At 73.9% G+C, this 25,675-nt stretch carries 21 protein-coding genes; 7 read left to right on the top strand and 14 right to left on the bottom strand.

Going from position 1 to position 25,675, the window contains the following annotated elements:
* Window positions 1–252 precede the first annotated feature (252 nt).
* Together LPU61_RS30480 and LPU61_RS30475 are read right to left on the bottom strand one after the other, a co-directional pair.
* Complete coding sequence (locus LPU61_RS30480) at window positions 253–2,013, bottom strand: thiamine pyrophosphate-binding protein (protein ID WP_229406873.1); 1,761 nt, start codon at window positions 2,011–2,013, stop codon at window positions 253–255.
* Entirely contained in the window at window positions 2,006–3,130 is a 1,125-nt protein-coding gene (locus LPU61_RS30475) for a Vms1/Ankzf1 family peptidyl-tRNA hydrolase (protein WP_043968705.1), read from the bottom strand. The genes LPU61_RS30480 and LPU61_RS30475 overlap by 8 nt, the downstream gene beginning before the upstream one ends.
* Before the next feature lie 189 nt (window positions 3,131–3,319).
* On the opposite strand from LPU61_RS30475, the gene LPU61_RS30470 reads away from it, so the two are divergent.
* Complete coding sequence (locus LPU61_RS30470) at window positions 3,320–3,856, top strand: hypothetical protein (RefSeq protein WP_229406872.1); 537 nt, start codon at window positions 3,320–3,322, stop codon at window positions 3,854–3,856.
* Window positions 3,857–3,899: 43 nt separating this feature from the next.
* On the opposite strand, the gene LPU61_RS30465 is transcribed toward LPU61_RS30470, so the two are convergent.
* Complete coding sequence (locus tag LPU61_RS30465) at window positions 3,900–4,238, bottom strand: DUF3817 domain-containing protein (RefSeq protein WP_229406871.1); 339 nt, start codon at window positions 4,236–4,238, stop codon at window positions 3,900–3,902.
* 181 nt (window positions 4,239–4,419) lie between these two features.
* Here LPU61_RS30465 and LPU61_RS30460 point away from each other — a divergent pair, with 181 nt between their 5' ends.
* Together LPU61_RS30460 and LPU61_RS30455 are read left to right on the top strand one after the other, a co-directional pair.
* Entirely contained in the window at window positions 4,420–5,898 is a 1,479-nt protein-coding gene (locus tag LPU61_RS30460) for a glutamate--cysteine ligase (RefSeq protein WP_229406870.1), read from the top strand.
* 66 nt (window positions 5,899–5,964) lie between these two features.
* A complete protein-coding gene (locus LPU61_RS30455) occupies window positions 5,965–6,387 on the top strand; it encodes an SUKH-4 family immunity protein (RefSeq protein ID WP_229406869.1) in 423 nt (140 codons plus the stop codon).
* Window positions 6,388–6,485: 98 nt separating this feature from the next.
* Here the strand turns inward: LPU61_RS30455 and LPU61_RS30450 are convergent, their stop codons facing one another.
* The 4 genes from LPU61_RS30450 to LPU61_RS30435 form a co-directional block, all read right to left on the bottom strand.
* A complete protein-coding gene (locus LPU61_RS30450) occupies window positions 6,486–7,049 on the bottom strand; it encodes a hypothetical protein (RefSeq protein WP_229406907.1) in 564 nt (187 codons plus the stop codon).
* 144 nt (window positions 7,050–7,193) lie between these two features.
* Entirely contained in the window at window positions 7,194–8,840 is a 1,647-nt protein-coding gene (locus tag LPU61_RS30445; RefSeq protein WP_229406868.1) for a pentapeptide repeat-containing protein, read from the bottom strand.
* Window positions 8,841–9,255: 415 nt separating this feature from the next.
* Window positions 9,256–10,470, bottom strand: coding sequence for a helix-turn-helix domain-containing protein (locus LPU61_RS30440; RefSeq protein ID WP_229406867.1), 1,215 nt, complete (start codon window positions 10,468–10,470; stop codon window positions 9,256–9,258).
* Entirely contained in the window at window positions 10,457–10,621 is a 165-nt protein-coding gene (locus LPU61_RS30435; protein WP_199486169.1) for a hypothetical protein, read from the bottom strand. The genes LPU61_RS30440 and LPU61_RS30435 overlap by 14 nt, the downstream gene beginning before the upstream one ends.
* Window positions 10,622–11,011: 390 nt before the next feature.
* On the opposite strand from LPU61_RS30435, the gene LPU61_RS30430 reads away from it, so the two are divergent.
* Entirely contained in the window at window positions 11,012–11,248 is a 237-nt protein-coding gene (locus tag LPU61_RS30430) for a GntR family transcriptional regulator (protein ID WP_082106744.1), read from the top strand.
* Window positions 11,249–11,333: 85 nt separating this feature from the next.
* Entirely contained in the window at window positions 11,334–11,567 is a 234-nt protein-coding gene (locus LPU61_RS30425) for a GntR family transcriptional regulator (RefSeq protein ID WP_043968696.1), read from the top strand.
* A gap of 234 nt (window positions 11,568–11,801) precedes the next feature.
* On the opposite strand, the gene treZ is transcribed toward LPU61_RS30425, so the two are convergent.
* Genes treZ through glgX form a run of 3 tightly spaced genes read right to left on the bottom strand, consistent with a single transcriptional unit; the run spans window position 11,802 to window position 18,038 of the window.
* Window positions 11,802–13,535 (bottom strand): malto-oligosyltrehalose trehalohydrolase, encoded by a 1,734-nt coding sequence (gene treZ / locus LPU61_RS30420; RefSeq protein WP_229406866.1) that lies wholly within the window; start codon window positions 13,533–13,535, stop codon window positions 11,802–11,804.
* Complete coding sequence (gene treY / locus LPU61_RS30415) at window positions 13,532–15,913, bottom strand: malto-oligosyltrehalose synthase (protein ID WP_229406865.1); 2,382 nt, start codon at window positions 15,911–15,913, stop codon at window positions 13,532–13,534. Before treY ends, treZ begins: the two co-directional genes overlap by 4 nt.
* A 4-nt stretch (window positions 15,914–15,917) precedes the next feature.
* Window positions 15,918–18,038 carry a glycogen debranching protein GlgX gene (glgX, locus tag LPU61_RS30410; RefSeq protein ID WP_229406864.1) on the bottom strand — a complete coding sequence of 707 codons (2,121 nt, stop codon included), beginning with the start codon at window positions 18,036–18,038 and terminating at the stop codon, window positions 15,918–15,920.
* Between the two features lie 322 nt (window positions 18,039–18,360).
* Here glgX and LPU61_RS30405 point away from each other — a divergent pair, with 322 nt between their 5' ends.
* The gene (locus LPU61_RS30405) at window positions 18,361–19,779 is read left to right on the top strand and encodes a glycosyltransferase family 4 protein (RefSeq protein WP_229406863.1); all 1,419 of its coding nucleotides are present in this window, start codon (window positions 18,361–18,363) and stop codon (window positions 19,777–19,779) included.
* 72 nt (window positions 19,780–19,851) lie between these two features.
* Here the strand turns inward: LPU61_RS30405 and LPU61_RS30400 are convergent, their stop codons facing one another.
* The 4 genes from LPU61_RS30400 to LPU61_RS30385 all read right to left on the bottom strand — a co-directional run bounded on the left by LPU61_RS30400 (window position 19,852) and on the right by LPU61_RS30385 (window position 25,027).
* The gene (locus LPU61_RS30400) at window positions 19,852–21,135 is read right to left on the bottom strand and encodes a citrate synthase (RefSeq protein WP_077939903.1); all 1,284 of its coding nucleotides are present in this window, start codon (window positions 21,133–21,135) and stop codon (window positions 19,852–19,854) included.
* A gap of 241 nt (window positions 21,136–21,376) precedes the next feature.
* Window positions 21,377–23,437, bottom strand: coding sequence for a sulfatase-like hydrolase/transferase (locus LPU61_RS30395; RefSeq protein ID WP_374199733.1), 2,061 nt, complete (start codon window positions 23,435–23,437; stop codon window positions 21,377–21,379).
* On the bottom strand, window positions 23,430–24,860 hold the full coding sequence (locus LPU61_RS30390) for a bifunctional 2-polyprenyl-6-hydroxyphenol methylase/3-demethylubiquinol 3-O-methyltransferase UbiG (RefSeq protein ID WP_229406862.1): 1,431 nt from the start codon (window positions 24,858–24,860) through the stop codon (window positions 23,430–23,432). Before LPU61_RS30390 ends, LPU61_RS30395 begins: the two co-directional genes overlap by 8 nt.
* Before the next feature lie 17 nt (window positions 24,861–24,877).
* Window positions 24,878–25,027 carry a hypothetical protein gene (locus LPU61_RS30385; protein ID WP_165949904.1) on the bottom strand — a complete coding sequence of 50 codons (150 nt, stop codon included), beginning with the start codon at window positions 25,025–25,027 and terminating at the stop codon, window positions 24,878–24,880.
* A gap of 205 nt (window positions 25,028–25,232) precedes the next feature.
* Here LPU61_RS30385 and LPU61_RS30380 point away from each other — a divergent pair, with 205 nt between their 5' ends.
* Complete coding sequence (locus LPU61_RS30380; protein WP_043968687.1) at window positions 25,233–25,634, top strand: VOC family protein; 402 nt, start codon at window positions 25,233–25,235, stop codon at window positions 25,632–25,634.
* Window positions 25,635–25,675 lie beyond the last annotated feature (41 nt).

Here is a 25,675-nt window from a genome sequence, read left to right as displayed (position 1 = left end):
TGAGGTCCGGGCGCACCGTGTGCGCCGGTCCGGACCCGCCTCGTTCGCTCACCACGCGGCCCGGCTTCCCGTCCCGATGGGGTCTAAACGGGGCGTCCGCCCTCGCGCGTGCCCGCTGGGCGGGTCGTCCGGAGCCGGACCGCGAGCCGGACCGGGGCGTACGCGCGGGCGGCGTGGCGGCCCCCGGAATCCCGAGACCGCCACGCCGCCCGGCGTGCCGTAGGTGGGTCACGCGCCCTGGCCCGGGGCGGGCTACACGAGGTCCTCCGCCTCGACGGCGACCCGGTTGTCGAGCATCCGCCCGCGGACCTGCCGGGCCGCGTCGCCGCCGGCGAACAGGCCGCGCAGGTCCGCCAGGGCCGGTTCCGGGGGGCGCAGCGCGACGGTCGGGTCGACCACGGCCTCCAGCACGCTCGGCCGGTCCGCCGCGAGGACCTCGTCCCACGCCGCGCCGACCAGCTCCGGCCGGTCCACCCGGACCCCGTGCAGGCCCAGCAGGCGGGCCCAACCGGCGTACGGGACGTCGGGGCGCCGGCCGGCCACGCCGGCCGGCGGGCGGCCGTCGCCCACCCCGGAGTTGTCCCGGTTGTTGAGCACGAGCACGACCAGCCGGGGGTCCGGCCACTCCCGCCAGTGGTGGGCCACCGTGATCAGCTCGGCCAGCCCGTTGAGCTGCATCGCGCCGTCGCCGGCGAGGGCGAGCACCGGCCGGTCGGGGCGGGCGAGCTTCGCCGCCACCGCGTACGGCAGGGCGCAGCCGGTCGACCCGAGGGTGCCGCAGAGGTGGGCGGTGACGCCGGGTGGCAGCTCCAGATGCCGGGCGTACCAGTAGACGACCGAGCCGACGTCGACGGCGACGGCCGCCTCCCGTGGCAGCCGGGCGGACAGCTCGTGCAGCACGAGCTGCGGGTTGACCGGCCCGGCGGGCTCGGCGGCGCGGGCCGCCGCCGCCTGCCGCCACCGGTCCACCGACGCCTCCACCGTCTCCCGCCACGCCCGCCGGGGCCGGTCCGCAACGCGGGTCAGCAGGGCCCGCAGCGTCTCGGTGGCGTCGCCGACCAGCGGCACGTCCACCGGGTAACGGTTGCCGATCCGCCGGCCGTCGATGTCGATCTGGACGGTGCGGACCTGGCCGGGCAGCGGATAGTAGTCGGTCCACGGGTCGTTGGTGCCGACCAGCAGCAGGGTGTCGCAGCCGCCCATGAGCTGGGCCGCGGCGGTGGTGCCCACCTCGCCGAGCACCCCGGCGTGGAAGGGTAGCCGCTCGTCGAGCACCGGCTTGCCGAGCAGGCTGGCGGCCACCCCCGCGCCGAGCCGGTCGGCCAGCGCCACGATCTCGTCGCCCGCGCCGTGGCCGCCCTGCCCGACCAGGATCGCCACCCGGTCGCCGATGCCGAGCACCGACGCGGCGGCGGCCAGGTCGGCGTCGTGCGGCAGCACCCGCGCCAGGGGCTCCCCCGGCGTCGCCGACATCACCCCGGCGAACTGCGGGACCAGGTCGGGCACCCGGGCCACCTGCAACTCGCGGGGCAGCACCACGCAGGTGGGGCTGCGGGTGGCGGCGGCGGTGCGGAACGCCTGGTCCAGCACGGCGGGCACCTGACCGGGGGTGCGCCCGTAGCGGACGAACTGGTTGCAGACGTCGCCGAAGAGGCGGCTCAGGCCGATCTCCTCGTGGGCGCCGCCGAGCGGGCCGCCGATGTCCTCGCCGACGATCGCCACCACCGGCTTGCTGTCCAGCTTGGCGTCGTACAGGCCGTTGAGCAGGTGCACGGCGCTGGGGCCCTGGGTGGCCAGGCAGACCCCGATCTCGCCGGTGAACTTGGCGTGCCCGCTGGCCATGAACGAGGCCGTCTCCTCGTGCCGGGCGGGGACGAACGCCGGGTCCCCGCCCGCACGGTCCAGGGCGGCGACGAGCGGGGCTACGGCGGCGCCCGGGCACCCGAAGGCGCGCGGCACCCGCCACGCCCGTAGCCGCTCCACCACCAGGTCGGCGACCGTACGCTCAGCCATGTGACCGGCCGGGGGTGGCGGCGTCGACGTAGCGCAGCACCGCGCCCACCCCGTCGGTCAGCTCGGGCGCCTCGTCCGGCGCGAGCACGGTCAGCTCGGCGTCGGTGCCGACGAGCGCCCGGACCAGGGCCGCGTCGGCGCGTACCCGCCGGGGGTCGGCCACCGACACGGCGGTGAGCTGGCCCGGGTCGGTGGCGATGTCGGTCGGCTCGGGGCCGACCCACAGCTGCGCCGTCGACGACGGGTCGTCCACGATCAGCATCGTGTCGACCTGGTTGCGGCGCAGCGCCGACACGACCGCGTCGAGGCCCGCCCCGACGTCCTCCTGCACGCCGAAGCGGTCCAGCGTCGCGGTGACCCGCTGGTCGGCCACCTCGGCGATGGTCTGCACGGTGACGTCGTCCATCAGCGCCGGGTCCGCCCCGGCGTGCCGCGACCCGGCGTCGGTACGCACCAGCACGTCCTGCCAGCGCTCCGGCAGCTGGGCGGCGATCATGCCGGTGGCCCGCACGTCGCCGGCGACCACCACCACCTCCGCGCCGACCTTCTCGGCCAGCTCCACGGTGGCCGCCGCCGCGTCGCCGGCGTTGTGGTGCCAGGCCTCCATGGCGGCCCGCTGGTAGCGCGACTGCGACCAGCCGCCCGGGCTGACGCGGCGCAGCGGGAAGTCCTCCCGGCCGGTGACGTGGGCGCGGCGGGGCACCCCGCCGGCGCTGACGGCCACGGCGTCCGCGCCCCTGCGGTCGGCCAGCACCCGCACCCAGGCGACCTGTTCGCCGCGCTGGGCGAGCAGCGGCATGGTGTGCGGCAGCTCCGACACGGTCGCCAGGTCCCGCAGCGGCGGGGCGGACAGGTACTCGGTGAGCACCGCGCGGCCCCGGGTGGCGAACACGGCGATGCCGTAGTCGCCCGCCATCGGGTCGTGGCCGCGGACGACCCGTTCGACGGCGTCCACGGTCGGCGCGTCGGCGCCCTGCTCCAGCAGTCGCCCCTTGAGGGCCCGCCAGCGCAGGTCCAGCGCGGGTCGGGCGTCGTGGGTGTCCCGGGAGGCGTCCAGGTAGACCGAGCACCACGGCCCGGGACGGTCGTAGAGCGGGCGCAGGAAGGACAGCTGCATGCTCGACCCCTTTCCGGCTCGGCCCCCCGCTTACCCGCGCCGGTCGCCTTGTCACCTCACCCGGCGGTCCCGTACGCAAGCGCGCCACGAACATGACTCGCGTTCATTCATGTCGTTCGGCCGCGCCGCCGGATACGATCGGTGCAGCGAATCGGACTCTCCGTGGTGAACGACTCTCGGTGGTGGACAATGGACGGCGACCTCGACTACCGGCGGATCGCTCGCCCGACGCAGCGGATCGTCACCGGCCGCGTCGTCCGGTTGCTCGACGGCTATCCGCGTGAGCTGAAGATCGGCCAGCCCGTGCTCGTCGCCGTGGTCACGGCCGCCAGCGTGATGGGGCTGCTGCTGCTGGCGTTCCGTTCGCTGCTGTCCAGCGGCGGTGGCGGCGCCCGGCGCACCTGGAAGGAACTGCGCAAGGGGCCGGAGTTCCTGGTCACCCCGCTGCGGCTGCGCGACTCCAACGATCAGCTGTGCGAGGTGGAGCTGCACGGGCACCTGGCGCAGAGCGCGCTGCACCCGGCCGACTGGGTGCAGATCACGCTCAAGCCGCAGGATCCGGACCTGCCGCCCCGGGTCGAGCAGATCGTCAACCTCACCACCGGGCAACTGCTGCGCCCCCGCCACGCCACCCTGTGGAGCCACCTCGGGCCGCCGCTGCTGCTCCAGGCCATCCTGGGCGCACTGCTGGTCCTCGTGGTCGCCGCGGCGGTCCTGCTCATCTGAGGCTTTGCGGCACCCGGCACCCGACACGGGGCACGCCGGGCGGTCAGCCGACCGGGGTGAGGGGGCGGTCGGGGTCGGGCGCGGTGCGCAGCATGCCCCGGCGGGCCGCCCAGCGCTCGAAGACCAGGGTGGCGAACGGCGGCACGGAACAGGCCAGCGCCACGAGGGTCGGCCACGTCCGCCACCGGTGCAGCCGGGCGACGGCCAGCACGAGCACGCCGTACGCGACGAACAGGCCGCCGTGGATCGGGCCGAAGATCTTCACGCCGATCTCGTTGCCCGGCGGCCCGTACTTGACGGCCATGCCGATCAGCAGGGCCAGCCAGGAGCACGCCTCGGCGATCGCCGCCGCGACGAACAGCTTCGTGATCTTCTCGCGCATCGTCTCCCCCACCGGTTGCCGGCCATGCTAGCCAGCCCGTCCGACACCTCGACGGCGCGGGAGGCGGAGGCGACGGGGATCACGCGGGCCGCAGGTGGGTACGTAGAGGGACCTTCGGGTCTTCCCCCGGGTCGCCGAGGCGTGCGAGGTTGGGGGAACCAACGGTGACAGGGCGGTGACCATGGGCGAGGAAGTCGGGGCGCGCACCTTCAGTCGGGAGGACCGGGCGCGCTATCGGGAAAAGGTGCACCGGTGCCTGGACGTCTTCGCCGAGATGCTCCGGGAGTCCCGCTTCGACGTCGAACGGCCGATGACGGGCGTGGAGATCGAGCTCAACCTGGTCGACGACGAGTCCATGCCGGCGATGCGCAACGCCGACGTGCTCGCCGCGATCGCCGACCCCAGTTTCCAGACCGAGCTGGGGCAGTTCAACGTGGAGATCAACGTCGCGCCGCGCCGGCTGGCCGGCACGGGCACCGCCGCGTTCGAGGAACACGTACGGGCCAGCCTCAACGCCGCCGAGACCAAGGCCCGGGGCGTCGGCGCGCACATGGTCATGATCGGCATCCTGCCGACGCTGCGCCCCGAGCACCTGACCGCCGAGACGCTGTCGGCCAACCCGCGCTACCAACTGCTCAACGAGCAGATCTTCGCCGCCCGCGGCGAGGACCTGCGGATCTCCATCAGCGGGGTGGAGCGGCTCGCGACCACCGCCGACACCATCACCCCGGAGGCGGCCTGCACCAGCACCCAGTTCCACCTCCAGGTCAGCCCCGCGCAGTTCGCCGACCACTGGAACGCCGCCCAGGCCGTCGCCGGCATCCAGGTCGCCCTCGGCGCGAACTCGCCGCTGCTCTTCGGCCGGGAACTGTGGCGCGAGACCCGCATCCCCCTGTTCCAGCAGGCCACCGACACCCGGGCGGAGGAGATCAAGGCCCAGGGGGTACGCCCCCGGGTGTGGTTCGGCGAGCGCTGGATCACCAGCGTGTTCGACCTGTTCGAGGAGAACGTGCGCTACTTTCCCGCGCTGCTGCCGGTGTGCGACCCGGAGGACCCGGCCGAGGCCCTGGCCCGGGGCGACGTGCCGAAGCTCGCCGAGCTGCGGCTGCACAACGGCACCGTCTACCGCTGGAACCGGCCGGTCTACGACGTGTACAAGGGCCGCCCCCACCTGCGGGTGGAGAACCGGGTGCTGCCCGCCGGCCCGACCGTGCTCGACACCGTCGCCAACGGCGCGTTCTACTTCGGGCTGGTCCGGGCCCTCGCCGAGTCGGACCGGCCACTGTGGTCGCAGATGTCGTTCAGCGCCGCCGAGGAGAACTTCAACGCCTGCGCCCGGCACGGCATCGACGCCCAGGTGTTCTGGCCCGGCCTCGGCTACCTGCCGGTCACCGAGCTGGTCCTGCGCCGGCTGCTGCCGCTGGCCCACCACGGCCTCGACCGCTGGGGGCTCGACCCGGCCGAGCGGGACCGACTGCTCGGGATCATCGAGCAGCGCTGCCTCACCGGCCGCAACGGCGCGACCTGGCAGGTGGAGACCCTGCACCGGCTGGAGTCCGCCGACCACCTGGACCGGCCCGAGGCGCTGCGCGAGGTCGTCCGCCACTACGTGGAGCTGATGCACAGCAACCGCCCCGTCCACGAGTGGCCGATCCCCTAGACCGGGCCCGGGACCGACCCGGGAGTCCCGGGCCGACGGGCCTGCGCCCAAGGCTAGGGTGGGCCGGTGCCGACCACCGACGCGGAGATCGACGCCGCCCTCGCCCGGTTGCGCTCCCTCGGGGAGCAGCTTCCCTACCCCGGGGACTGGCTCCCGGCCGCCCGCGCCGACTCGACCGGGGTCGTCCTCGCCGAGGACGAAGGGCTGTCCCGCCTCGTCGTCGACCCGGCCACGGGTGCGGTGTCCCTCGTCGACGCCGACGGCGCAGAGCCGGTGAACTCCACGCTGGACGCGCTCGTCGCCTGCGCGGAGGCGTACCTGGCGGCCCGCGCCGAGGCCGACGCGCTGCCCGACGACGCCGACGACGACCTCGAGGCGGTCGGCGAGCGGCTCACCGACCGGTTCCGACGGCTCGACCCGGCGGCGGTCGGCCACGAGAACCGCTTCTGGTCGGTGGCCGCCGAGGAACTCGGCTACGGGATGACCTGACGGGTCGACCTTCCCGGGTGGCGACGGGCTGGCCTGATGGTCGGCGCTTCGACGGCCTGACCGCGCGGGGAATTCGACGGGTCGGCACCCTCCGGTGGCTACGCCCCGGGTGCGTCGACCATCGCCTCGTACCGGTCACCGGCGTCGCTGACCGGGCGGTAGTCCTCGTCGGCCGCCAGGCGGTGCAGCGCCTCCAGCAGCCCGTCGGCCTCCGGCAGGTCGAGCGCCTGCCGCAGCCGCGCCCGTTCCGCGTCCAGCTCCGGCCAGTCCTCGCGGATCTCCTCGTCGGCGCGGGCCAGCCACTCCCGCAGCCGCGCGCCGCCGTCGCCGCCGTACGGGACCGACGTCGCGTCGTGGACGCTGGAGAGCCCGACGACGAGGGCGAGCGCGGCGCGCAGGTCGGTCGCGATCAGCCCGCCCTCCCCCTCCGAGCCGACGTACAGCACGGGACGGGTGTCGCCGGTGCCCACCAGCAGGTAGGCCCCGCCCGTGGCGTCCCCGGCGATCATCTCCAGGGGCTCGCCGTTGGGCAGGTGCACCGCCTCCGGCGGCCCGTCGGCCACCCGGTCCAGGTCGAAGTCGAACCGGCGCAGCAGGTCGACGATCCACGGGTCGCCGAAGATCCGCCCCAACAACAGCCCCTCGGCCCTCTCGTCCTTCACGCCGCGACGATACCCACCCCCGCTCCGCCCGGCCGGGCCGGGCAGGGCCGCGATCTTGCACTTGCGGCCCTCGGTTCGCCCGTTATCACCGTTATGCGGGGGCCGAAACTGCAAGATCGCGAAGAACGGGGGTCGGGGCGGGGGTCAGGACGGGGTGGGGAGGTCGTGGGTGGCGTGGAAGACGACCGCGCCGAGGACCTCCGCCGGGGCGCGGAACCTGTCGAGGCGTGCCCCGGCGAAGGTGACGTCGCCGTGGAACGAGGCGCGCCCCTCGGAGCCGCCGAGCCGGAACGCGGCCCCCTCGAACGTTGACCCGTCGAACCGGGTGACGCCGTGGAACTGGGCGGCCGTGAAGTCGGCGTAGTCCACCGCGCAGCCGCTGAGGTCGAGGTCGACGAGGGTCGCGCCGCACAGCGACAGGCTCAAGCCCGCCCAGTGCACCGCCCCGGAAACCGGCCCGCCCTGCTCGCCTAGCCCGCCCGACCTGCCCGGCTCCTCCGGTGCCCCGGGCCCCGGGCGCAGGCGTGCGGCGAGGAGTCGCTGGGCGGCGCGGCGCAGTTCCACCTCGCCGGCCTGCGCGGCGGTCAACTCGCCGGTCACGGGGAACGGCAACGGGGCGCGCAGGTAGCCGCAGACGGCGTCCACGACCCGCTGGCGCAGCTCCGGTCGCGCGTCGCCCAACTCGCCGAGGACCCGCAGGCCGACCCGGCGCACGTCGGGGTCGGGGTCGGCGAGCTGGCGGGCGTACGGCGCGACGGAGCCGTCGGGCAGCAGCATCGCCCCGCCGCCCCGGGCGGCCGAACCCTCCGGACCGGCCGGCGCGGCGGCCAGTTCCTCCGCCCCGGCCAGGCCGTTCGCGCCGTCCGGGGCGGGGCCCTGGGTCCAGCCGAGGGGCCAGCACACCGGCTCGTCGTCGGCCGAGCCGGCCCACCGCGCGTCGGTGAGGTCCACGGCCGGCTGGTCCAGGTGCACCGGCCCGCCGAACCACGCCCCGCCGAAGGTCGCCTCCGCGCCGAAGCGCGCCTTGTAGAACCAGGCCGGGCCGGCGAGGCGGGCCCGGCGGAACGACACCGGGCCGACGAAGCGGGCCCCGTCGCCGCCCTCGGTCCACTCCTGGTAGTCGCCCATCAGCACCGCCACGGGCCAGCCGGGGTCGTCCTCGTTCGGCTCGTCCCACTCGGCGGGCCGGACCTCCTCGATGGTGTCCCAGGCCGGGTCGTCCTCCCAGAGCTCCTCCTCGCCGCGCCCGAACCAGGCCATCCCGCCGAAGACCGCGCCCGCGAAGCTGGCCGGCCCCCGGAACCGGGCCCGCCCGAACACGGCGTCGGCCGCAAAGTGCGCCTCATCGAAGCGGGCCGCTCCGTGGAAGAACGCGCGGGCGAAGATCGCCTCGCCGGCGAACCGGGCCCCGGCGAACGAGGTCGTCCCGAGGAACCGGGCGTCGTCGAACCGGGCCCCGGCCAGCGCACAGCCGCCGAGGTCGGCGTCGACGAGGGTCGCCCCTGCCAGGTCGACGCCGACCGCCGACGCGCCGGGGTCTCCGCCGAAGCGCAGTAGCCCGGCGAGCACCCGCACCGCCTCCCGCCGACCGTCGGCGTCCGGCCCGTCGGAGCCGTCCACCGGGGTACGCAGGTAGGCGCACACCGCGTCGGCGGCGTCCTGCCGCAGCGCGGGATCGGCCGCGCCGAGCTGCGACAGCCGCCGCAGGGCGGCGTCCCGCTGGGCACTCGCCACCGCCAGCATCTGCCGGCCGACCGCCCGGCACTCCTCGACGCCTGCCGCATCGACCATTACGCGCCCCCTCCCGTACCCCGGTGGCTGCCACCCGGCCCCGACGCCGGCCGACCCCGACGCGCCGGCGCAGGATAACCGCAACGACCGACCTCGGCGGAGGCCAGGGAAACGGGACCTGTGCCGCGTTCGTCGGCACGCGGTCGGGTCGAGCGCCGGTGTCGGGAAAAGGCCACACTCGATCAGGGAAAGAGTGGCCTCACTCCGCTTGAGATGCCACCCGCCCCGTGATCGAGCACGATCTTGCAGGCCGCAGCCGGTCGGCAGCCCTCTTTCCGGGGCATCACCGCGTGCTGGCCCGGCTACCGGTCGGCCTGGTGTCACGCAGGTGACGCGCCGTGGGCCGCAGGGCGGTCACGGCCGGGCCCAGCGAGGGCGGCGCTCGGCGTGCGCGGAGGCCACCGGGCCTCAGCGGTCAACAGGACAGGCCGACCAGCGCCGCCAGGCGCGCCACGCCGGCCGGTGCCAAGCGTGCCGACGCGACCTCGGCGAGCACGGTACGCGCCACCGGCCGGCACCGGACCTCGTCCGGCGCGACGCCGTCCGCGTCGACCAGCACCCGCCCGGCCCCGCCCGGGTCGCCAGCCCGGAGGTACGCCCGCGCGGCGTCCACCAGGTACGCCGCGCGGTGCTCAGCGGGCAGCAGCCGCCACGCGTCCCGCCGTACCACCTGCTCGTGCCGGACCACGGCCGCCGAGGCGTCGCCCAGCTCGACCGCCGCCACCACCTCGGCCAGTTCAACGGCGACCGGCCCGAAGCCGGTGCGGTGCGGGTCGTCGGCGACGACCCGGGCGGCAACCTCGGCGGCCCGGCCGGTCAGCTCCCCGGCGCGGTGGGCGTCGCCGCAGCCGGCGGCGGCGAGCGCGGCCTGGAGCAGCAGCGCCCCGTGCACCGCCGTCGCTGCCGGCGGCACCGCCTCCGACACCCCTGACGTCTGCGGCTCGGCGGCGGACGTGGGCGCGGACACAGGCGCGGGCGCGATGCGGTGGGCGGCGGCCAGCGCCGCCACCAGCGCCAGCCGGTCGTAGCCCAGCGCGCGCAGCGCCTGGGCGGCCGAGATGGTCGCCGCCCCGGCCAGCACGGGATCGCCGCCGGCCACGGCCACCGCCCGGTCGGCGGCCAGCCAGCCGAGGTCGGCCTCGCCGAGCTTCACCAGCACCGACGACGTGATCCGGTACGCCTGCACCAGCAGCTCCGGCTGCGCCTCCCGCACGCTCTGAGCGGCGTGCAGCAGCCTAGGCAGCAGGCGCACCACCTGGGCGTACCGCGCGTGCTGGTACGTCAACCAGGCGTTCGCCACGTGTCGCCCCACCTCCGCCACCGACGCCGTTGGATGGGGCACGTCATAGCGGGCCAGGGCCGCCCGGATCCCGTCCACCCCGTCCAGCCGGCCGGCCCCGGTCGATGACGACTTACGGCGCTCGCCGAGCAGCACCAGCGGGTCGACCCGCAGCACCTCGGCGACCTGCTGGATCACCGCGTACCGGTCGAGCGCGCGCACGCCCCGCTCGACCTTGTCCACCCAGCTCTTCGACCGGCCGAGCCGGTCGGCGAACATCTGCTGGGTCAGCCGCCGCCGCGCCCGCCACCGGGCGACCCGGCGACCAATCGGCTCTTCACCGCTGGTCACGCCGCCACCGCCGGTCGGGGACCGCCCGCGTGGTGTCCTCCACGGGTACGCGCTCCGCTTCGGCCAAGGCGAGCAGCCGCTGCCTGGCCGCCTCCCGCTCAACCTCCTCGGCCTGCTCGCCCCGGCTCACCATAGGTTCGTCACCGCGCATGGGTGCCTCCGTCAGGGCGGCGCATCAGGGGATTCGATGGCGGCAGATCCCGCTGCGGGGCTTCCGCCCCGAACGATGACCCTGGTCGCCTCTGCGGAGGCGCCACGGCCCACCTCTGGTTGCGGCCCTCACGTGCCCGTCCCAGCGGCAAGGGCTGGTCCCGCCGCGCCCGTCGGGGGTCGCCCGACTGCCTTTCGCCGCTCGGTTCACCTGCCACGTAGTCAACGGGCCTACCGGGGCGCTGGTACCACTTCCATCTGGGCATACCGCTCCTTGCTGAGGATCCATCCTGGCGCAGCCCACTCTACTGACAGAGTTGACAGAGTGAGCACTGTTGAAAGAAGTGACATACTGGACATGGTCATCGGTGCAGACTGATCTACTAGAGCGATGAGCGGCTACATCCCGACCTTCCGAGTCGTCATCAACGACATCAGGAAGTCGATAGCCTCGGGGCAACTCAAGGAGGGAGACAAGCTCCCCTCCCTGCCGGAACTCGCGGAAAAGTACGATTGCTCCATCGGAACGGTAAGACGCGCGATCGAACATCTTCAAATAACCGGGGAGCTTCAGGGCCGACAGGGCAAAGGAACCTACGTGACCGGAAAACTGGCAGAGGGATCCTGACTTCCTCGTTCGAGCCCGAATGCGCGATCCGATGGTCCACCGATGGAGTCGGATCTGCAACGCCGCCCACGTTAAGGTCCGACACATGGTTGACGAGATGTCCCCGGTGGCGTTCTACGTACAGCTCGCAGGGCTTCTGACCAAGGAGATGGAGGCAGGCAAACTCAAGCCGCGCCAGCCTCTGCCCAGCGAGAGCCACCTTCAACAGCAGTACGGAGTCAGCCGGGGAACCGTCCGGGCCGCCATCCGACTGCTTCGCGACCGCGGACTGGTCGTGACCTCCACCGGGCGCGGCACCTATGTCGTTGACCGCTCATGAACCGACATTGGTGTGTCCGTCGCCGCCTGGTCCCGTCAGGCACAACGCGGTGATCAGGAGAAAAGCGTCAGAGTCGATCTCGACGATGACGCATTTCTCTTGATCACGAGGGCGGGCGGCCCCGGTTGCCGAGGAGGCGCAGGCTGACATGATCGTCTGCTGGTTATGGAGAAATTGTCCGGCGTGTCGTCTCATTAATCAGCAGACGATCATGCCAGCCAGCCCCGCTCCCCCTCACAGGGCGACCACCGCTGCCGATTCCGGCGGGAGTTCGATACGGTCACGGGTGACCGAGACGCCCTCCTCCGTGGTCAGCAGCACCCGCCGCGCCACTCCCGGCAGGGTGATCCGCTGCGCCCGGCCGGCCAGGTTCGCCACCACCATCCGCTCGCCCCGGTGCATCACCAGGAACTGGTCGCCGTGCCGGACGTCGACGGCGTCGAGCCGGGGATCGGACAGGTCGGGGTCGCTCTTGCGCAGGGCGATGAGCCGCCGGTAGAAGTCGTACATCCGGCGGTGTTCGGGCTTGTCCAGCTCGGCCCAGTCGAGCCGGGAGCGCAGGAACGTCTGCCGGTCCTGCGGGTCCGGCACGTCGCCGGGCGGCCAGCCGTGCGCGGCGAACTCGCGCCTGCGCCCGGTGGCCACGGCGGTGGCCAGCTCCGGCTCCGGGTGGCTGGTGAAGAACTGCCACGGGGTGCTGGCCGCCCACTCCTCCCCCATGAACAGCATCGGGGTGAACGGGCCGGTGAGCAGCAGCGTCGCGCCGACGCGCAGCAGCGCCGGGGAGAGCGTCGCGGAGATCCGGTCGCCGGTGGCCCGGTTGCCGATCTGGTCGTGGTTCTGCAGGTACGCCACGAAGCGGTGCCCCGGCACGCGCTGCCGGTCGACGGGCCGGCCGTGGCTGCGCTGGCGGAAGCTGGACCAGGTGCCGGCGTGGAAGAACCCGCCGGTCAGCACCTGCGCCAGGCACTCCAGCGAGCCGAAGTCGGCGTAGTAGCCCTGCCGTTCCCCGGTGAGCAGGGTGTGCAGGGCGTGGTGGGCGTCGTCGTTCCACTGGGCGTGCAGGCCGTACCCGCCGGCCTCGCGGGGCGTGACCAGCCGCGGGTCGTTGAGGTCGGACTCGGCGATCAGCGACAGCGGCCGGCCCAGCCGGGTCGACAGGGCCTCCACCGCGACCGCGATCTCCTCCAGCAGGTGGGTGGCGCGGGTGTCGGGCATGGCGTGCACGGCGTCGAGGCGCAGGCCGTCGACGTGGTAGTCGCGCAGCCACATCACGATGCTGTCGACGATGTAGCGGCGTACCTCGTCGGAGTGGGGGCCGTCGAGGTTGACGGTGCGGCCCCAGGTGTTGCTCCGCTCGGTCAGGTACGGCGCGAACATCGGCGCGTAGGCCCCGGAGGGCCCGAAATGGTTGTAGACGACGTCGAGGATCACCCCCAGACCCTTGGCGTGGGCGGCGTCGACGAACCGTTTCAGCCCGTCGGGGCCGCCGTAGGGTTCGTGCGGGGCGAACCAGCAGACCCCGTCGTACCCCCAGTTGTGCTCGCCGTTGAAGGCGTTGACCGGCAGCAGCTCGACCAGGTCGACGCCGAGGTCGACGAGGTGGTCGAGGCGCTCGATCGCCGCGTCGAAGGTGCCCTCGGGGGTGAACGTGCCGATGTGCAGCTCGTAGAGGATGCTGCCGGGCAGTTGGCGGCCGGTCCAGCCGGCGTCGCCCCAGCGGTAGGCGGCGTGGTCGTAGCGCCGGCTCGGCCCGTGCACCCCGGCGGGCTGCCAGGACGAGCGGGGGTCGGGCAGGGCCCGGCCGTCGTCGCCGAGGACGAACGCGTAGTCGGTGCCGGGGCCCGCGCCGGGCACCTCGGCCCGCCACCAGCCGCCCGGCTCGGGGCGCATCTCGTGGTCGTCGTCACCGGCCAGCCGCAGCCGGACCCGGGCGGCCTGGGGCGCCCACACGGTGAACTCGGTCATGCGGCAGCCTCCACGGAGTCGGTGGGTGCGAGGAGGGCGACGGGGAGAGTGGCGAGCAGATCGTCCAACAGCAGCTCAGCCCCACTGTAGACCCGTCCGGTGAACACGTCGGTAACACTGTTGCCGCCCAGCGACAGCCGGGTGCCCCGCCAGCCGCCGGCGCGGGCCAGCCGCAGCGGCAGCCGGGTGGCCACGGCGACCGCCCCGGCCGGGCGGAACCCGCCACCGCCGGCCGCGCCCGCAGCGGAGCCGCCCCGGTCGGCGGCTCCCCGGTCGAAGGCGACGACGTGGGCGGCGGCGGGGCCGTGCGCCGGCACCGGGCGGTAGCCGGCGAACAGCTCCGGGTGGTCGCGGCGTAGCCGCAGCGTCCGCGACACCACGAGCAGCTTCGCCGCGCCGGACGCGTCCACCGCCGGGGGCAGGCCGGCGTCGAGCCGGGCCAGCTTCTCCCGGCGTACGCCGAAGTCGACCGGGCGGCGGTTGTCGGGGTCGACGAGGGAGTTGTCCCACAGCTCGGTGCCCTGGTAGGTGTCGGGGACCCCGGGCATGGCGAGCTGGACGAGCTTCTGCCCCAGCGAGTTGGACCAGCCGGCGGGGGTGATCTCGGTGGCGAACGCGGTCAGCTCGGCGTGCAGCTCCGGGTCGTCGTACATGCGGTCGACCAGGGCGTGCATGGCGCGCTCGAAGCCGGGGTCGGGGTCGGCCCAGCTGGTGGCCACCGACGCCTCCCGGGCGGCCTTCTCCGCGTACGCGTGCAGCCGCTCGCGCTCGATGGGCCACGCGCCGACGGCGGTCTGCCAGAGCAGGTGGGCGAACGCCGGGTCGGGCAGCGGCGCGGCGGCCGTCCACCGGGTGACGCGCTCGGCCCAGCGGTCGGGCAGCTCGGAGAGCACCGCGAGGCGGGCCCGGACGTCCTCGCCGCGCTTGGTGTCGTGGGTGGAGAGGGTGGTCATGGCCGCCGGCCAGCGGACCTGCCGGGCGGCGGCGAACCGGTGGAACTCGGCCGGCGGGGTGCCGAAGTGGGCGGGGCTGCCGCCGACCTCGTTGAGGGCGACGAACCGGCTCCACCGGTAGTAGGCGGTGTCCTCGACGCCCTTGGCCATCACCGCGCCGCTCAGCTGCGGGAAGCGTACGCCCAGCTCGTCGTCGGGGTCGCGCAGCCGGCGGGTGACCGCGTCGAGGGCGGGGGCCAGGTCGGGGCGGCGGCGGCCGGCCTCGGCGCGGGCGGCGGCTAGGTGGCGGGCCCCGTGCGGCGGGTAGCCCCGGTAGACGGGGAAGCAGGCGGCCAGCTCCGCCAGGGCGGCGCGGGCGGAGTCGGGGGCCAGCTCGGGGGCGAGCGCGGCGAGGCGGGTCAGCTCGGCGGCGAGCAGCCGGGTGGCGGCGGCCAGCTTGGTGTCGTGGGTGAGGTCCTGCCAGGAGGTGTGCCGGCCGGTGAGCCGGGCGTCGAGGGCGGTGAAGTCGGCCTCGGCGGCGCCGTCGATGAACAGGCCGCCCACGGCGGCGAGGGCGTCGTAGCCGGTGGTGCCGTCGACCGGCCAGTCGGGCAGCTCCTCGCCGTACTCCAGGATCTTCTCCACCAGCAGCCACGCCTGCGGCGCGGCGGCGCGCAGCCGGGCCAGGTAGCCGGCGGGGTCGCGCAGCCCGTCGGGGTGGTCGACGCGGATGCCGTCGACCTCGCCGGCCGCCGCCCACCGCAGGACCTCGGCGTGGGTCGCGGCGAAGACCTCCGGGTCCTCCACGCGCAGGCCGGCGAGGTCGGCGACGGCGAAGAACCGGCGGTACGTCAGCTCGCGGTCGCCGCGCCGCCAGGAGACCAGCTCGTAGTGCTGCCGGTCGTGCACCTGCCGGGGGCTGCCGTCGCCGGTGCCGTCGGCGATCGGGAAGCGGTGCTCGTGGTAGCGCAGCTCCCCGTCGGCGATCTTGAGGTCGTCGAGGGCGTCGGGGGTGTCGGCGAGCACGGGCAGCAGCAGCCGGCCCCGGTCCCAGTCGATGTCGAACCAGCGCGCGTACGCCGAGTCGCGGCCCCGGCGCAGCACGTCCCACCAGGCGGGGTTGGCCGCCGGCCGGGCCACCCCGGCGTGGTTGGGCACGATGTCGACGACGAGGCCGAGCCCGGCGGCGCGCAGCGCCCGCACCAGCCGCACCCGGGCGGCCTCGCCGCCCAGTTCGGGGTTGACCGCCCGGTGGTCCACGACGTCGTAGCCGTGTTGCGAGCCGGGGGTCGCGGTGAGCAGCGGGGCGCTGTAGAGGTGGGTGACGCCGAGGTCGGCCAGGTAGCCGGCGAGGCCGGCGGTGGTGTCGAGGTCGAAGCCGGGGCGGACCTGCACCCGGTAGGTCGAGCCGACCCGGCGGGTAGGGGTGTCGGGGGTGTCGGGCATCGACTCAAACCATCCTCTCCAGGACCACGAGGCAGCGGTCGGGCACGCAGATGGTGCCGCCCGCCTCGACGAGGGTCGGCTTCTCCGGGTCCGGGTCGGCGGTGCTGATCACCTGTTCCCAGCGCTGGCCGAACTCCTCGCCGGGCAGGGTGAAGTCGAGCGGGGCGTCGTGGGCGTTGAAGCAGAGGACGAAGGACGAGTCGTGGTGGCGCTGGCCGTACTGGCCGCGTTCGCGGATGCCGTCGCCGTTGACGAACAGGGCCACCGAGCGGCCGAAGTCGTTGCCCCAGTCCTCGCCGCTCATCTCCCGGCCGTCGGGGGTGTACCAGGCCAGGTCGGGCAGCCCGGAGCCGGCGGCCCGACCGCCGACGGGCAGGCCGGTGAAGAAGCGGCGGCGGCGGAACACCTGGTGGCGGCGGCGGAAGTCGACCAGCCGCCGGACGAAGTCCAGCAGCGGCTCGTCGGCGTCGTCCCAGTCGACCCAGGCCAGCTCGCTGTCCTGGCAGTAGGCGTTGTTGTTGCCGCGCTGGGTGCGGCCCAGCTCGTCGCCGTGGCCGAGCATCGGCACGCCCTGCGACAGGATCAGGGTGGCCAGGAAGTTGCGCCGCTGCCGCTGGCGCAGGGCCAGCACGCCGGGGTCGTCGGTCTCCCCCTCGACGCCGCAGTTCCAGGACCGGTTGTGGCCCTCGCCGTCGCGGTTGTCCTCGCCGTTGGCCTCGTTGTGCTTGTCGTTGTACGACACCAGGTCGTTGAGGGTGAACCCGTCGTGGCAGGTGACGAAGTTGATGCTGTGGAACGGGCGGCGGCCGTCGTCCTGGTAGAGGTCGGCGGAGCCGGAGATGCGGGAGGCGAACTCGGCGAGGGTGGCGGGCTCGCCGCGCCAGAAGTCGCGCACCGTGTCGCGGTACTTTCCGTTCCACTCGGTCCACAGCGGCGGGAAGTTGCCCACCTGGTAGCCGCCGGGGCCGACGTCCCACGGCTCGGCGATGAGCTTGACCTGGCTGACCACCGGGTCCTGCTGGACCACCTCGAAGAACGTCGACAGCCGGTCGACCTCGTAGAACTCGCGGGCCAGGGTCGCGGCGAGGTCGAACCGGAAGCCGTCGACGTGCATCTCGGTGACCCAGTAGCGCAGCGAGTCCATGATCAGTTGGAGGGAGTGGGGGCTGCGGACGTTGAGGCTGTTGCCGGTGCCGGTGTAGTCGACGAAGTAGCGCCGGTCCTCCTCGGACAGCCGGTAGTAGCTGGGGTTGTCGACGCCCTTGAAGCTCAGCGTCGGGCCGAGGTGGTTGCCCTCGGCGGTGTGGTTGTAGACCACGTCGAGGATGACCTCGATGCCGGCGGCGTGCAGCGTCTTGACCATGCCCCGGAACTCCTGCACCTGCTGGCCGAGGCCGCCGAGGGCCGCGTACCCGTGGTGGGGGGCGAAGAAGCCGATCGTGTTGTAGCCCCAGTAGTTGCGCAGCCCCAGGTCGGCCAGCCGGTGGTCGTGCACGAACTGGTGCACCGGCATCAGCTCCACGGCGGTGACCCCGAGCCGCTGGAAGTATTCGATCATGACCGGGGAGGCGATGGCCGCGTACGTGCCGCGCAGCTCCTCCGGGATGCCGGGGTGGCGCATGGTCAGCCCGCGCACGTGCGCCTCGTAGATCACCGAGTGGTGGTACGGGGTGCGCGGCGGCCGGTCGTTGCCCCAGTCGAAGTACGGGTTCACCACCACCGACTTCGGCATGAACGGGGCCGAGTCGGTCTCCGACATCCGGTTCTCGTCGCCGCCCACCTCGTAGTCGTAGACGGCCGGATTCCACTCGACGTCACCGTCGACGGCCTTCGCGTACGGGTCGAGCAGCAGCTTGTGGGGGTTGCAGCGGACGCCGTTCGCCGGGTCCCACGGGCCGTGCACCCGGTAGCCGTAGCGCTGCCCCGGCTCGATGCCCGGGATGTAGCAGTGCCAGACGTACGCGTCGACCTCGCGCAGCTCGACGCGGCGTTCCGCGCCGGTGTCCCACTCGTCGAACAAGCAGAGCTCGACGCGCTCGGCCACCTCGGAGAAGATCGCGAAGTTCGTTCCCATCCCGTCGTGGGTGGCTCCCAGCGGGTACCGCTCGCCCGGCCAGACCTGCATGTCGCTCCTCAGCCCATGATGATGAGCGCCCCGGACGGGGCCGTGCCCGCCGGGTGCGCACGCCGCTAATGCCCCGCCGTCGGTCGGCCCAATCCACCCGTTGGTGCCGTAACCATTTCCACCCACCTGATACCGACTAGACCTTTGGGTGGTGTCCGTCACCTTGGGCCCTCTCAGGATGCGGTTCGGGCCCGGATGCCCTTTCCTTGATGCGGGGGCGTGCGGAAGCGCGCGTTCCCGCTCGGCCCTCGGCCACCCCACCATGTCCTGTCACGCCGCCATCGTTGCCGGCGCGTTCCACCCTGCACGGACGGAGTTCGATGTGACGACCCTGCGGGCCGGCGAGCAGACCGCCACCGCCACGGACCGGCTCTGCCGGCCCAGCACCACCTCACGGTCCCAGACCCCGCAGCCCGCGCTCCCGCAGCCCCACGGCTGCGGGGTGCCCCCGCAGACCCGCCGCATCCTCATGCTCTCCTGGGAGTACCCGCCGGTGCTCGTCGGCGGCCTCGGCCGCCACGTGCACGCCCTCTCCGTCGCCCTCGCCGCCGCCGGCCACGAGGTCACCGTCGTCACCCGCCACGCCGACGGCGCACCCCTGGAGGAGTACGCCGACGGCGTCCGCGTCCTGCGCGCCGCCGAGGACCCCGTCGCCTTCCCCCTGGCCACCGGCAGCCTCCTCGCCTGGACCATGGCCTTCAACCACACCCTCACCCGCGCCGCCCTGCGCGCCACCGAGAGCGGCTCCTACGACGTCATCCACGCCCACGACTGGCTCGTCGCGCACACCGCGATGACCCTGCGGGACCACCTCGACATCCCGCTGGTCAGCACGATCCACGCGACGGAGGCGGGTCGGCACCAGGGCTGGCTGCCGCAGGAGATGAACCGCACCATCCACGGCGTCGAGCAGTGGCTCAGCGGCGAGTCCAACCGGGTGATCGTCTGCTCGGCGTACATGCGCGACGAGGTCGGCGCGCTGTTCGACGTGCCGGCCGCCCGGGTCGACGTGGTGCCCAACGGGGTGGAGCCGCACCGCTGGAAGGTGCCGACGTCGGCGGTCGCCTCGGCGCGGGCCCGGTTCGCCGGGGACGGCCCGCTGGTCACCTTCGCCGGCCGGCTGGTCTACGAGAAGGGCGTTCAGCACCTGCTGGCCGGGCTGCCCCGGCTGCGGGAGCGGCACCCGGGGCTGCGCGCGGTGATCGTCGGCGACGGGCCGTACAAGCCGGCGCTGGAGGCCGAGGTGCACCGGCTCGGCCTCGGCGGCACGGTCAGCATGCCGGGCTTCCTCGGCGGCACCGACCTGCCCGCGGTGATGGCCGCCTCGGACTGCTTCGCGGTGCCGAGCATCTACGAGCCGTTCGGCATGGTCGCCCTGGAGGGGGCGGCGGCCGGCGCGCCCCTCGCGGTCGCCTCGACGGGCGGCCTGGCCGAGATCGTCGAGCCGGGCGTGACCGGGATGACGTTCGCCCCGCAGGACCCGGCGGGGCTGACCGAGGCGGTGCACGCCCTGCTGTCGGACACCGAGCGCGCCCGGGCGCTGGCCCGCCGGGCCCGGAGGATGGTCCACGAGCAGTACGGCTGGGCCGCCATCGCGCGCCGCACGGCCGACGCGTACGCCTCGGCGATCGCCAAGGCCCCGGCGTTCACCGCCGAGCGCGCCGAGCGGCGGATGAGCGGCGGGGGCGCCCCGCTGCGGGTCACCGAGGGCAACCTGCTGGCCGCCGCCGGCCTGCGCTGAGGCACAAGGAAGGGCCCCCTGCTCACGCGTTGCGCACAGCAGGGGGCCCTTGTTAACAGCGCACAGACAGCGTCAGCGGTCGGCGGGCCGCTCGTACGCGCGCTCCGGGGAGCCGATGTAGATCTGCCGCGGGCGGCCGATCTTGGTCTCCGCGTCGCCGAGCATCTCGCGGTACTGGGCGATCCAGCCGGGGAGCCGGCCGAGGGCGAACAGCACGGTGAACATCTTCGTCGGGAAGCCCATGGCCTTGTAGATCAGGCCGGTGTAGAAGTCCACGTTCGGGTAGAGCCGGCGGGAGACGAAGAAGTCGTCCGCGAGGGCGATCTCCTCCAACTGCATCGCGATGTCCAGCAGCGGGTCCGGCTTGGCCATCCGGCCGAGGACGTCCTGCGCGGCCTTCTTCACGATCGCGGCCCGGGGGTCGTAGTTCTTGTAGACCCGGTGGCCGAAGCCCATCAGCTTCACGCCGTCCTGCTTGTCCTTGACCTTGCGGACGAAGGACTGCACGTCGCCGCCGTCGAGCTGGATCTTCTCCAGCATCTCCAGCACGGCCTGGTTGGCGCCGCCGTGCAACGGGCCGAACAGGGCGTTCACCCCGGCCGAGACCGAGGCGAAGAGGTTGGCGTTGCTGGAGCCGACCAGCCGCACGGTCGACGTGGAGCAGTTCTGCTCGTGGTCGGCGTGCAGGATGAACAGCATGTCCAGCACCTTGGCCATGACCGGGTCGACCTCGTACGGCTCCGCCGGCACGCCGAACGTCATCCGCAGGAAGTTCTCCACGTAGCCCAGGGAGTTGTCCGGGTACAGCAGCGGCTGGCCGATCGACTTCTTGTACGCGTACGAGGCGATGGTGGGGACCTTCGCCATCAGCCGGACCGTGGACATCTCGACGTGGTCGGAGTCGAACGGGTCCAGGCTGTCCTGGTAGAAGGTCGAGATGGCGCTGACGGCCGAGGAGAGCACGGCCATCGGGTGCGCGTCGCGCGGGAAGCCGTCGAAGAAGCGACGCATCTCCTCGTGCAGCAGGGAGTGCCGCCGGATCCGCTCGCTGAACTCGTCGAGTTGCTGCTGGCCGGGCAGCTCACCGTAGATGAGCAGGTACGAGACCTCCAGGAAGGAGGACTTCTCGGCCAGCTGCTCGATCGGGTAGCCCCGGTACCGCAGGATGCCCGCGTCGCCGTCGATGTAGGTGATCGCGGAGGAGCAGGCCGCGGTGTTCACGAAACCGGGATCGTACGTTGTCATCCCGGTTTCCTTGAGGAGCTTGCTCACGCCGATGCCGGCGGGGCCCTCGACCGCCGACTGCACCGGCATCGACAGCTGCCCACCGGGGTGATCGAGCTTGACTTCCGTCATGTGTTCCTCGCTTCGCCGGCAGATCTACGTTGAAATTGCCTTCGCTTTTACCGTAAACACGGTTGCGGGGACACCGCCCGTCGTGGTTCCGCAGGTGAGGTATGCGTCACCCGATTCCCGGGAGGTGGGCGCGGAAACCCGGGGGCCGGGGACCGACCTCGAACGGGGCCAATGTGACAAAAGGCCCCCGATCGCGCACGAAGCGTGACCGGGGGCCCGGTGGGCAGCGGGAACGAAACTCTCAGGAAATACTCAGGTGACGCAGCTCGCCGCCCGGGCCGATCTGGTACAGGTCCACGCGGTTGTCCCCGGCGCGGAACAACCGGTCGTCGGTGAGGAAGGCCGCGAACCGGCGACCGCCGACATCCGGCGGCACCACCGGGACGACCGCCCCGATCCGCCCGTTGACGGCGACGGCGAGCAGCGTGCCGTCGCGTACCGAGGCCGGGACCGTGCCCCAGACCAGGGCCGGCAGCTCGCCGGTGTCCGGGTCGACGGCGCGGAACGCGGCGAGGTCGGCGACCCGCGCCGACCCGCCGGCCGGCCGCTGGCCCACGGTCGTGCCGACCAGCGGGTGCGGCTTCGGCAGCGCCGGCGGCGCGGGCACCCCGCCGGAGATCGTGACCGGCTCCGCCGGCTGGTCGTAGAAGCGCTTGTCGGCGCGCTCGCGCGGGGCCTGCCGGGCCGAGCGCCCGTCGACCTGCCAGGGGATCCGCACGTGTGCGTAGTCGGCGACGGTGGGCAGCAGGTCGACGTGCTCCCAGTTGCGGTCGTCGACCCGGCCGGCGCGCTGCCCGGGCTCCTTGACGAACATCGGCACCCAGGCCACCTGCCCGGCCGCCGCGCGGATCGCGTCCATCCCCCGCCCCTGGGCGCCGTTGTCGAAGCTGACCCCGTGGTCGGCGGTGACCATCACCAGGGCCCGGTCGTACAGGCCGGTGGCGCGCAGCGTACGCAGCGTCTCGCCGATCAGCCGGTCGGTGTACTCCAGTTGGGCCAAGTGCCGCCGCCGGGCCAGGTCGACCCAGCCCGCGCCGTCGTTGGGCAGGTCCTCCGGGGCGGCGTAGCGGGCCCCCGAGGGCAGGAACTGCCACGGCGCGTGCGGCATCAGCAGGTGCAGGAAGTGCAGGGTGGGCCGGTCGCCGGGGCGCAGCCCGGCCAGGAAGCTGGCGAACCGGGCCGGCTGGTTGGCGTTCAGCCGGTCCCAGCGGAACTTCGGGTCGGCGGGGACGGGCTCGGCGGCGTCCAGGCCCGCCTCGGCGGCGGTCTGCTCGCGGTAGGACTCCTCCGGGTCGACGTGGCTGTCGACCGGGGCGGTGACCTGACGCAGCAGCTTCCCGCTCTCCCGGACCAGGGTGCCGAGCCCCTGCCGGGGGCTGACCGGCTGGTCGCACCGGCTGGGCGGGCAGAGCCGCGTGATGCTCTCCTCGGCCCGGATGTCGTACAGGCCGCCGAGGGCGGTGAACAGGTTGTCCGGGTACTGCGAGTAGTGCGGGGCGACCGGCCTCGCCGGGTAGCGGCCGGTGAGCATGGCCGGCAGCGCGTACGGCGTCCAGCCGCTGACCCCGGTGGCGTTGCGGTACCAGGTGGAGCCGCCGGCCAGCTCGGCGAAGTGCGGGTAGCGGGCGGCGTCGATCCGCCCGTCGGGGCCGAGCAGGGAGACCAGGGGCAGCTCGTCGAGGATCAGCATGACCACCGGCGGGTGCCCGCCCGGGGCGGCCACCCCGGCCGCGCCGGCGTCGCCACGCGGCAGCACCACCGCCGAGGCCGGCGAGGCGAACAGGAACAGCGCCACGAAGGCCGCCGGCCCGGCCGCGGCCACCCGCAGCGCCAGGCCCGGCCCGCGCCACCGCCGGTGCGCCGCCACCCCGGCCGCGCCGGCCAGCACGGCGACCACCAGCAGCGGTACGCCCCGCAGCGGCGTGACGTGCCGGCCCACCTGCACGGCGAGGGCGGCCAGCAGCAGGCCGACGAGCACCGTGTGCACGGCCGTGCGGGCGGACCGCCCCGCCAGCCGGCTCGCCGCCCCGAGCAGCGCCAGCGCCACCGTGGGCGCGACGGCGATCAGCGCGACGAGGGCCAGGATCTCGCCCCGGGTGGCCCGGTGGAACAGGAAGAAGTCGGGGCTGCGGCCCAGCACGTCCAGCATCGGCTGGGTGACCACCAGCCCGACCAGGGCCGTCACCTCCAGCAGCCGGCGCAGCTCGGCCCGCCACCCGACCGGGCCGGCGGGGCGGTCCGGGGTCGTGCCGGCGGCGGGCGGCGCGGGGGCGGCCGGCGGCGCGACGGTCACGTCAGCCACCCACCACCGCCTGGTAGAGCGTCCGGGTGCCGCCGGGCAGCTCGACCCGCCGCTCGACGCGGCACCGGGCGGCGAGCAGCCGGGCGAACTCGTCGGGCCGGTAGTCGGGGAAGAGGCCGGCCGGCTTGTTGGCCAGCAGCCGCCGGGCCATCGGGTCCTCGGGGTGGACGAACTCGACCACCAGCCGGCCGCCGGGGAGGCAGGCGTCGGCGAGCTGGTCGACGACCTGCGTCAGCGGCACGTTGCGCCCGATCGCCAGGTGGTGCACGACGGCGAGGGCCAGCACCAGGTCGGCCCGCGCCCGGGTGGCGAACGCGGCCCGCTCGACGCCGCGCCAGCCGCCGCCGGGCGACGGGTCGGCCAGGTCCATCACCAGCGGCAGCACCCGTCGCTGCTCGTCGGCGCGCAGCGCCGCGTACACCTCGTCGACCACGGCCGGGTCCTGCTCGACGGCGACGACGTAGCCGGCGTACCGGGCGGCGAGGCGGGCGTACCGGCCGTCGTTGGCGCCGAGGTCGAGCACCAGGCCGGGCGGTCCCGCGGCGGTCAACGCCAGCTCGACGAAGCGCTCCTTGGCCGCGCGGTCGGCGGCGGAGTAGCTGCACGTGCGCTGGTAGTCGGCCCAGTGGCTGCGCACGTGGCGGGGGCGCAGCCGCCGGACCAGCCGCTCGATCCGGCGGACGGCGGCCAACGCCAGCTCCCGGGAGAAGCCTGCACCGCGCAGTTGCTCGCGTACCTCGCCGCTGGCGGCGTCGGCGTTGCGCTGCTGCATCGCCGAGTGCAGGTGCACGTGGGTGGGCACGCCGGGCAGCAGCCGCCGGACGCCGGTGAACAGCCGGCGCATCTGCTCCGGTGGGATGCCGTCGACCTGGGCCCGCAGCCAGGGCTGGAAGTCCACGCCGAGGTGCGCGGTGAGCAGCAGTGGGTAGAGCATGGTCTGGCAGAACTGCCGGTAGCCGGCCCAGGGCTCGCCGTCGCGGGCCGGCTCGAACGAGCCGACGTCGATGAAGACCGGCTCGACGCCGCGCCACTGCAGGTTGTAGGCCGAGCCGTCCTTGGTGGTGAAGCCGGCGGTCAGCGCGGCGCGCAGGATCTCCAGGTGCAGCAGGGCGGCGTCGCGCAGCATGCCGAACGACCACTCGTACGGGTGGGAGACGAACGGGATGCGTTCGTGGCGCAGCACCGCCGCCCACTGCGCGCCGGCCGCGGCGGCGAACCGGGCCGGTTCGACGGCCTCGGTGCCGCAGACCTTGCCGGCCGCGAGCAGCGGCGGGAAGAAGTCGCTGGCGGACAGGGCCCGCCAGTCGCGCGCCGCCCGGGCGTCGAGGCCGCGCAGCACCTCCCCGTCGGCGTAGAAGACCCGGTTGGCCGGGTCGCGAAACGAGCCCGGATCGGTCCGGACGTCGGTGTGCGGGACGGTCATCGGCGGTGTGCCCCCGCTCAGGAACGGTCGGTGCGCTGGCGGCGGTACCGGGCCGTCAGCCGGCGCCAGTAGAGCTTCGCGGCCACCGCCGCTCCGGCCACCCCGCCGACCACCGCCTGCACGATCAGGCTGCCGGATCCCGCATCCAGGTAGGCCAGGTGCATCACGGCCGCTCCTTCCCCTCGCCGTCTCGGAGCCGACCCGGGCACCCGCCACTCTGGGGTGTTCGTGCCCAAAAGCCGGACTTGTCTCATTGCCACCGTACGCGACGCTCCGTCCCGTCGAGGCAACACCGGCCACTCCGGCCCGCCGATCGGCGCGGTGTCCGTTCCGTTCAAGACGCCCGGCCATCCCGGCCGTACGGTCGGCGGTATGACACCTCAATTCGATCTCGTCGGCACGACGGTCGCCGACATGGCCCGCACCCTCGACTTCTACCGCCGCCTCGGGCTGGACATCCCGGCCGGCGCGGAGGCCGAACCGCACGTGGAGCTCACGTTGGACAACGGGCTACGGCTGGCCTGGGACACGGTGGAGACGATCCGTTCCTTCGACCCGGGCTGGACGCCGCCGACCGGCTCGCCCCGGATGAGCCTGGCGTTCCGGTGCGCGGACCCGGCGGAGGTGGACCGCCGCTGGGCCGAGCTGACCGGGGCCGGGTTCCACGGCCACCTGCCGCCGTGGGACGCGGTCTGGGGGCAGCGGTACGCCGTCCTGCACGACCCCGAGGGCAACGGGGTGGACCTGTTCGCCCCGCTGCCGACGGCCGGCTGACCGGGCCGCCTCGCCGCGGCAGCCGGGCCGACCGGGGCCGG

Source organism: Micromonospora sp. NBRC 110038 (assembly GCF_020884815.1).
In the GTDB taxonomy this organism is placed as follows: Bacteria; Actinomycetota; Actinomycetes; order Mycobacteriales; family Micromonosporaceae; genus Micromonospora; species Micromonospora haikouensis.
The sequence above is the reverse complement of the archived record's forward strand: the minus strand, read 5'-3'. Positions and strand labels throughout refer to the sequence as shown.

Coding starts and splice junctions, on each gene's coding strand:
- LPU61_RS30480 (WP_229406873.1), bottom strand. CDS start 2,013: ATGGCTGAGCGTACGGTCGCCGACCTGGTGGTGGAGCGGCTACGGGCG.
- LPU61_RS30475 (WP_043968705.1), bottom strand. CDS start 3,130: ATGCAGCTGTCCTTCCTGCGCCCGCTCTACGACCGTCCCGGGCCGTGG.
- LPU61_RS30470 (WP_229406872.1), top strand. CDS start 3,320: ATGGACGGCGACCTCGACTACCGGCGGATCGCTCGCCCGACGCAGCGG.
- LPU61_RS30465 (WP_229406871.1), bottom strand. CDS start 4,238: ATGCGCGAGAAGATCACGAAGCTGTTCGTCGCGGCGGCGATCGCCGAG.
- LPU61_RS30460 (WP_229406870.1), top strand. CDS start 4,420: ATGGGCGAGGAAGTCGGGGCGCGCACCTTCAGTCGGGAGGACCGGGCG.
- LPU61_RS30445 (WP_229406868.1), bottom strand. CDS start 8,840: ATGGTCGATGCGGCAGGCGTCGAGGAGTGCCGGGCGGTCGGCCGGCAG.
- LPU61_RS30435 (WP_199486169.1), bottom strand. CDS start 10,621: ATGCGCGGTGACGAACCTATGGTGAGCCGGGGCGAGCAGGCCGAGGAG.
- LPU61_RS30430 (WP_082106744.1), top strand. CDS start 11,012: ATGAGCGGCTACATCCCGACCTTCCGAGTCGTCATCAACGACATCAGG.
- LPU61_RS30425 (WP_043968696.1), top strand. CDS start 11,334: ATGGTTGACGAGATGTCCCCGGTGGCGTTCTACGTACAGCTCGCAGGG.
- treZ (WP_229406866.1), bottom strand. CDS start 13,535: ATGACCGAGTTCACCGTGTGGGCGCCCCAGGCCGCCCGGGTCCGGCTG.
- treY (WP_229406865.1), bottom strand. CDS start 15,913: ATGCCCGACACCCCCGACACCCCTACCCGCCGGGTCGGCTCGACCTAC.
- glgX (WP_229406864.1), bottom strand. CDS start 18,038: ATGCAGGTCTGGCCGGGCGAGCGGTACCCGCTGGGAGCCACCCACGAC.
- LPU61_RS30400 (WP_077939903.1), bottom strand. CDS start 21,135: ATGACGGAAGTCAAGCTCGATCACCCCGGTGGGCAGCTGTCGATGCCG.
- LPU61_RS30390 (WP_229406862.1), bottom strand. CDS start 24,860: ATGACCGTCCCGCACACCGACGTCCGGACCGATCCGGGCTCGTTTCGC.
- LPU61_RS30380 (WP_043968687.1), top strand. CDS start 25,233: ATGACACCTCAATTCGATCTCGTCGGCACGACGGTCGCCGACATGGCC.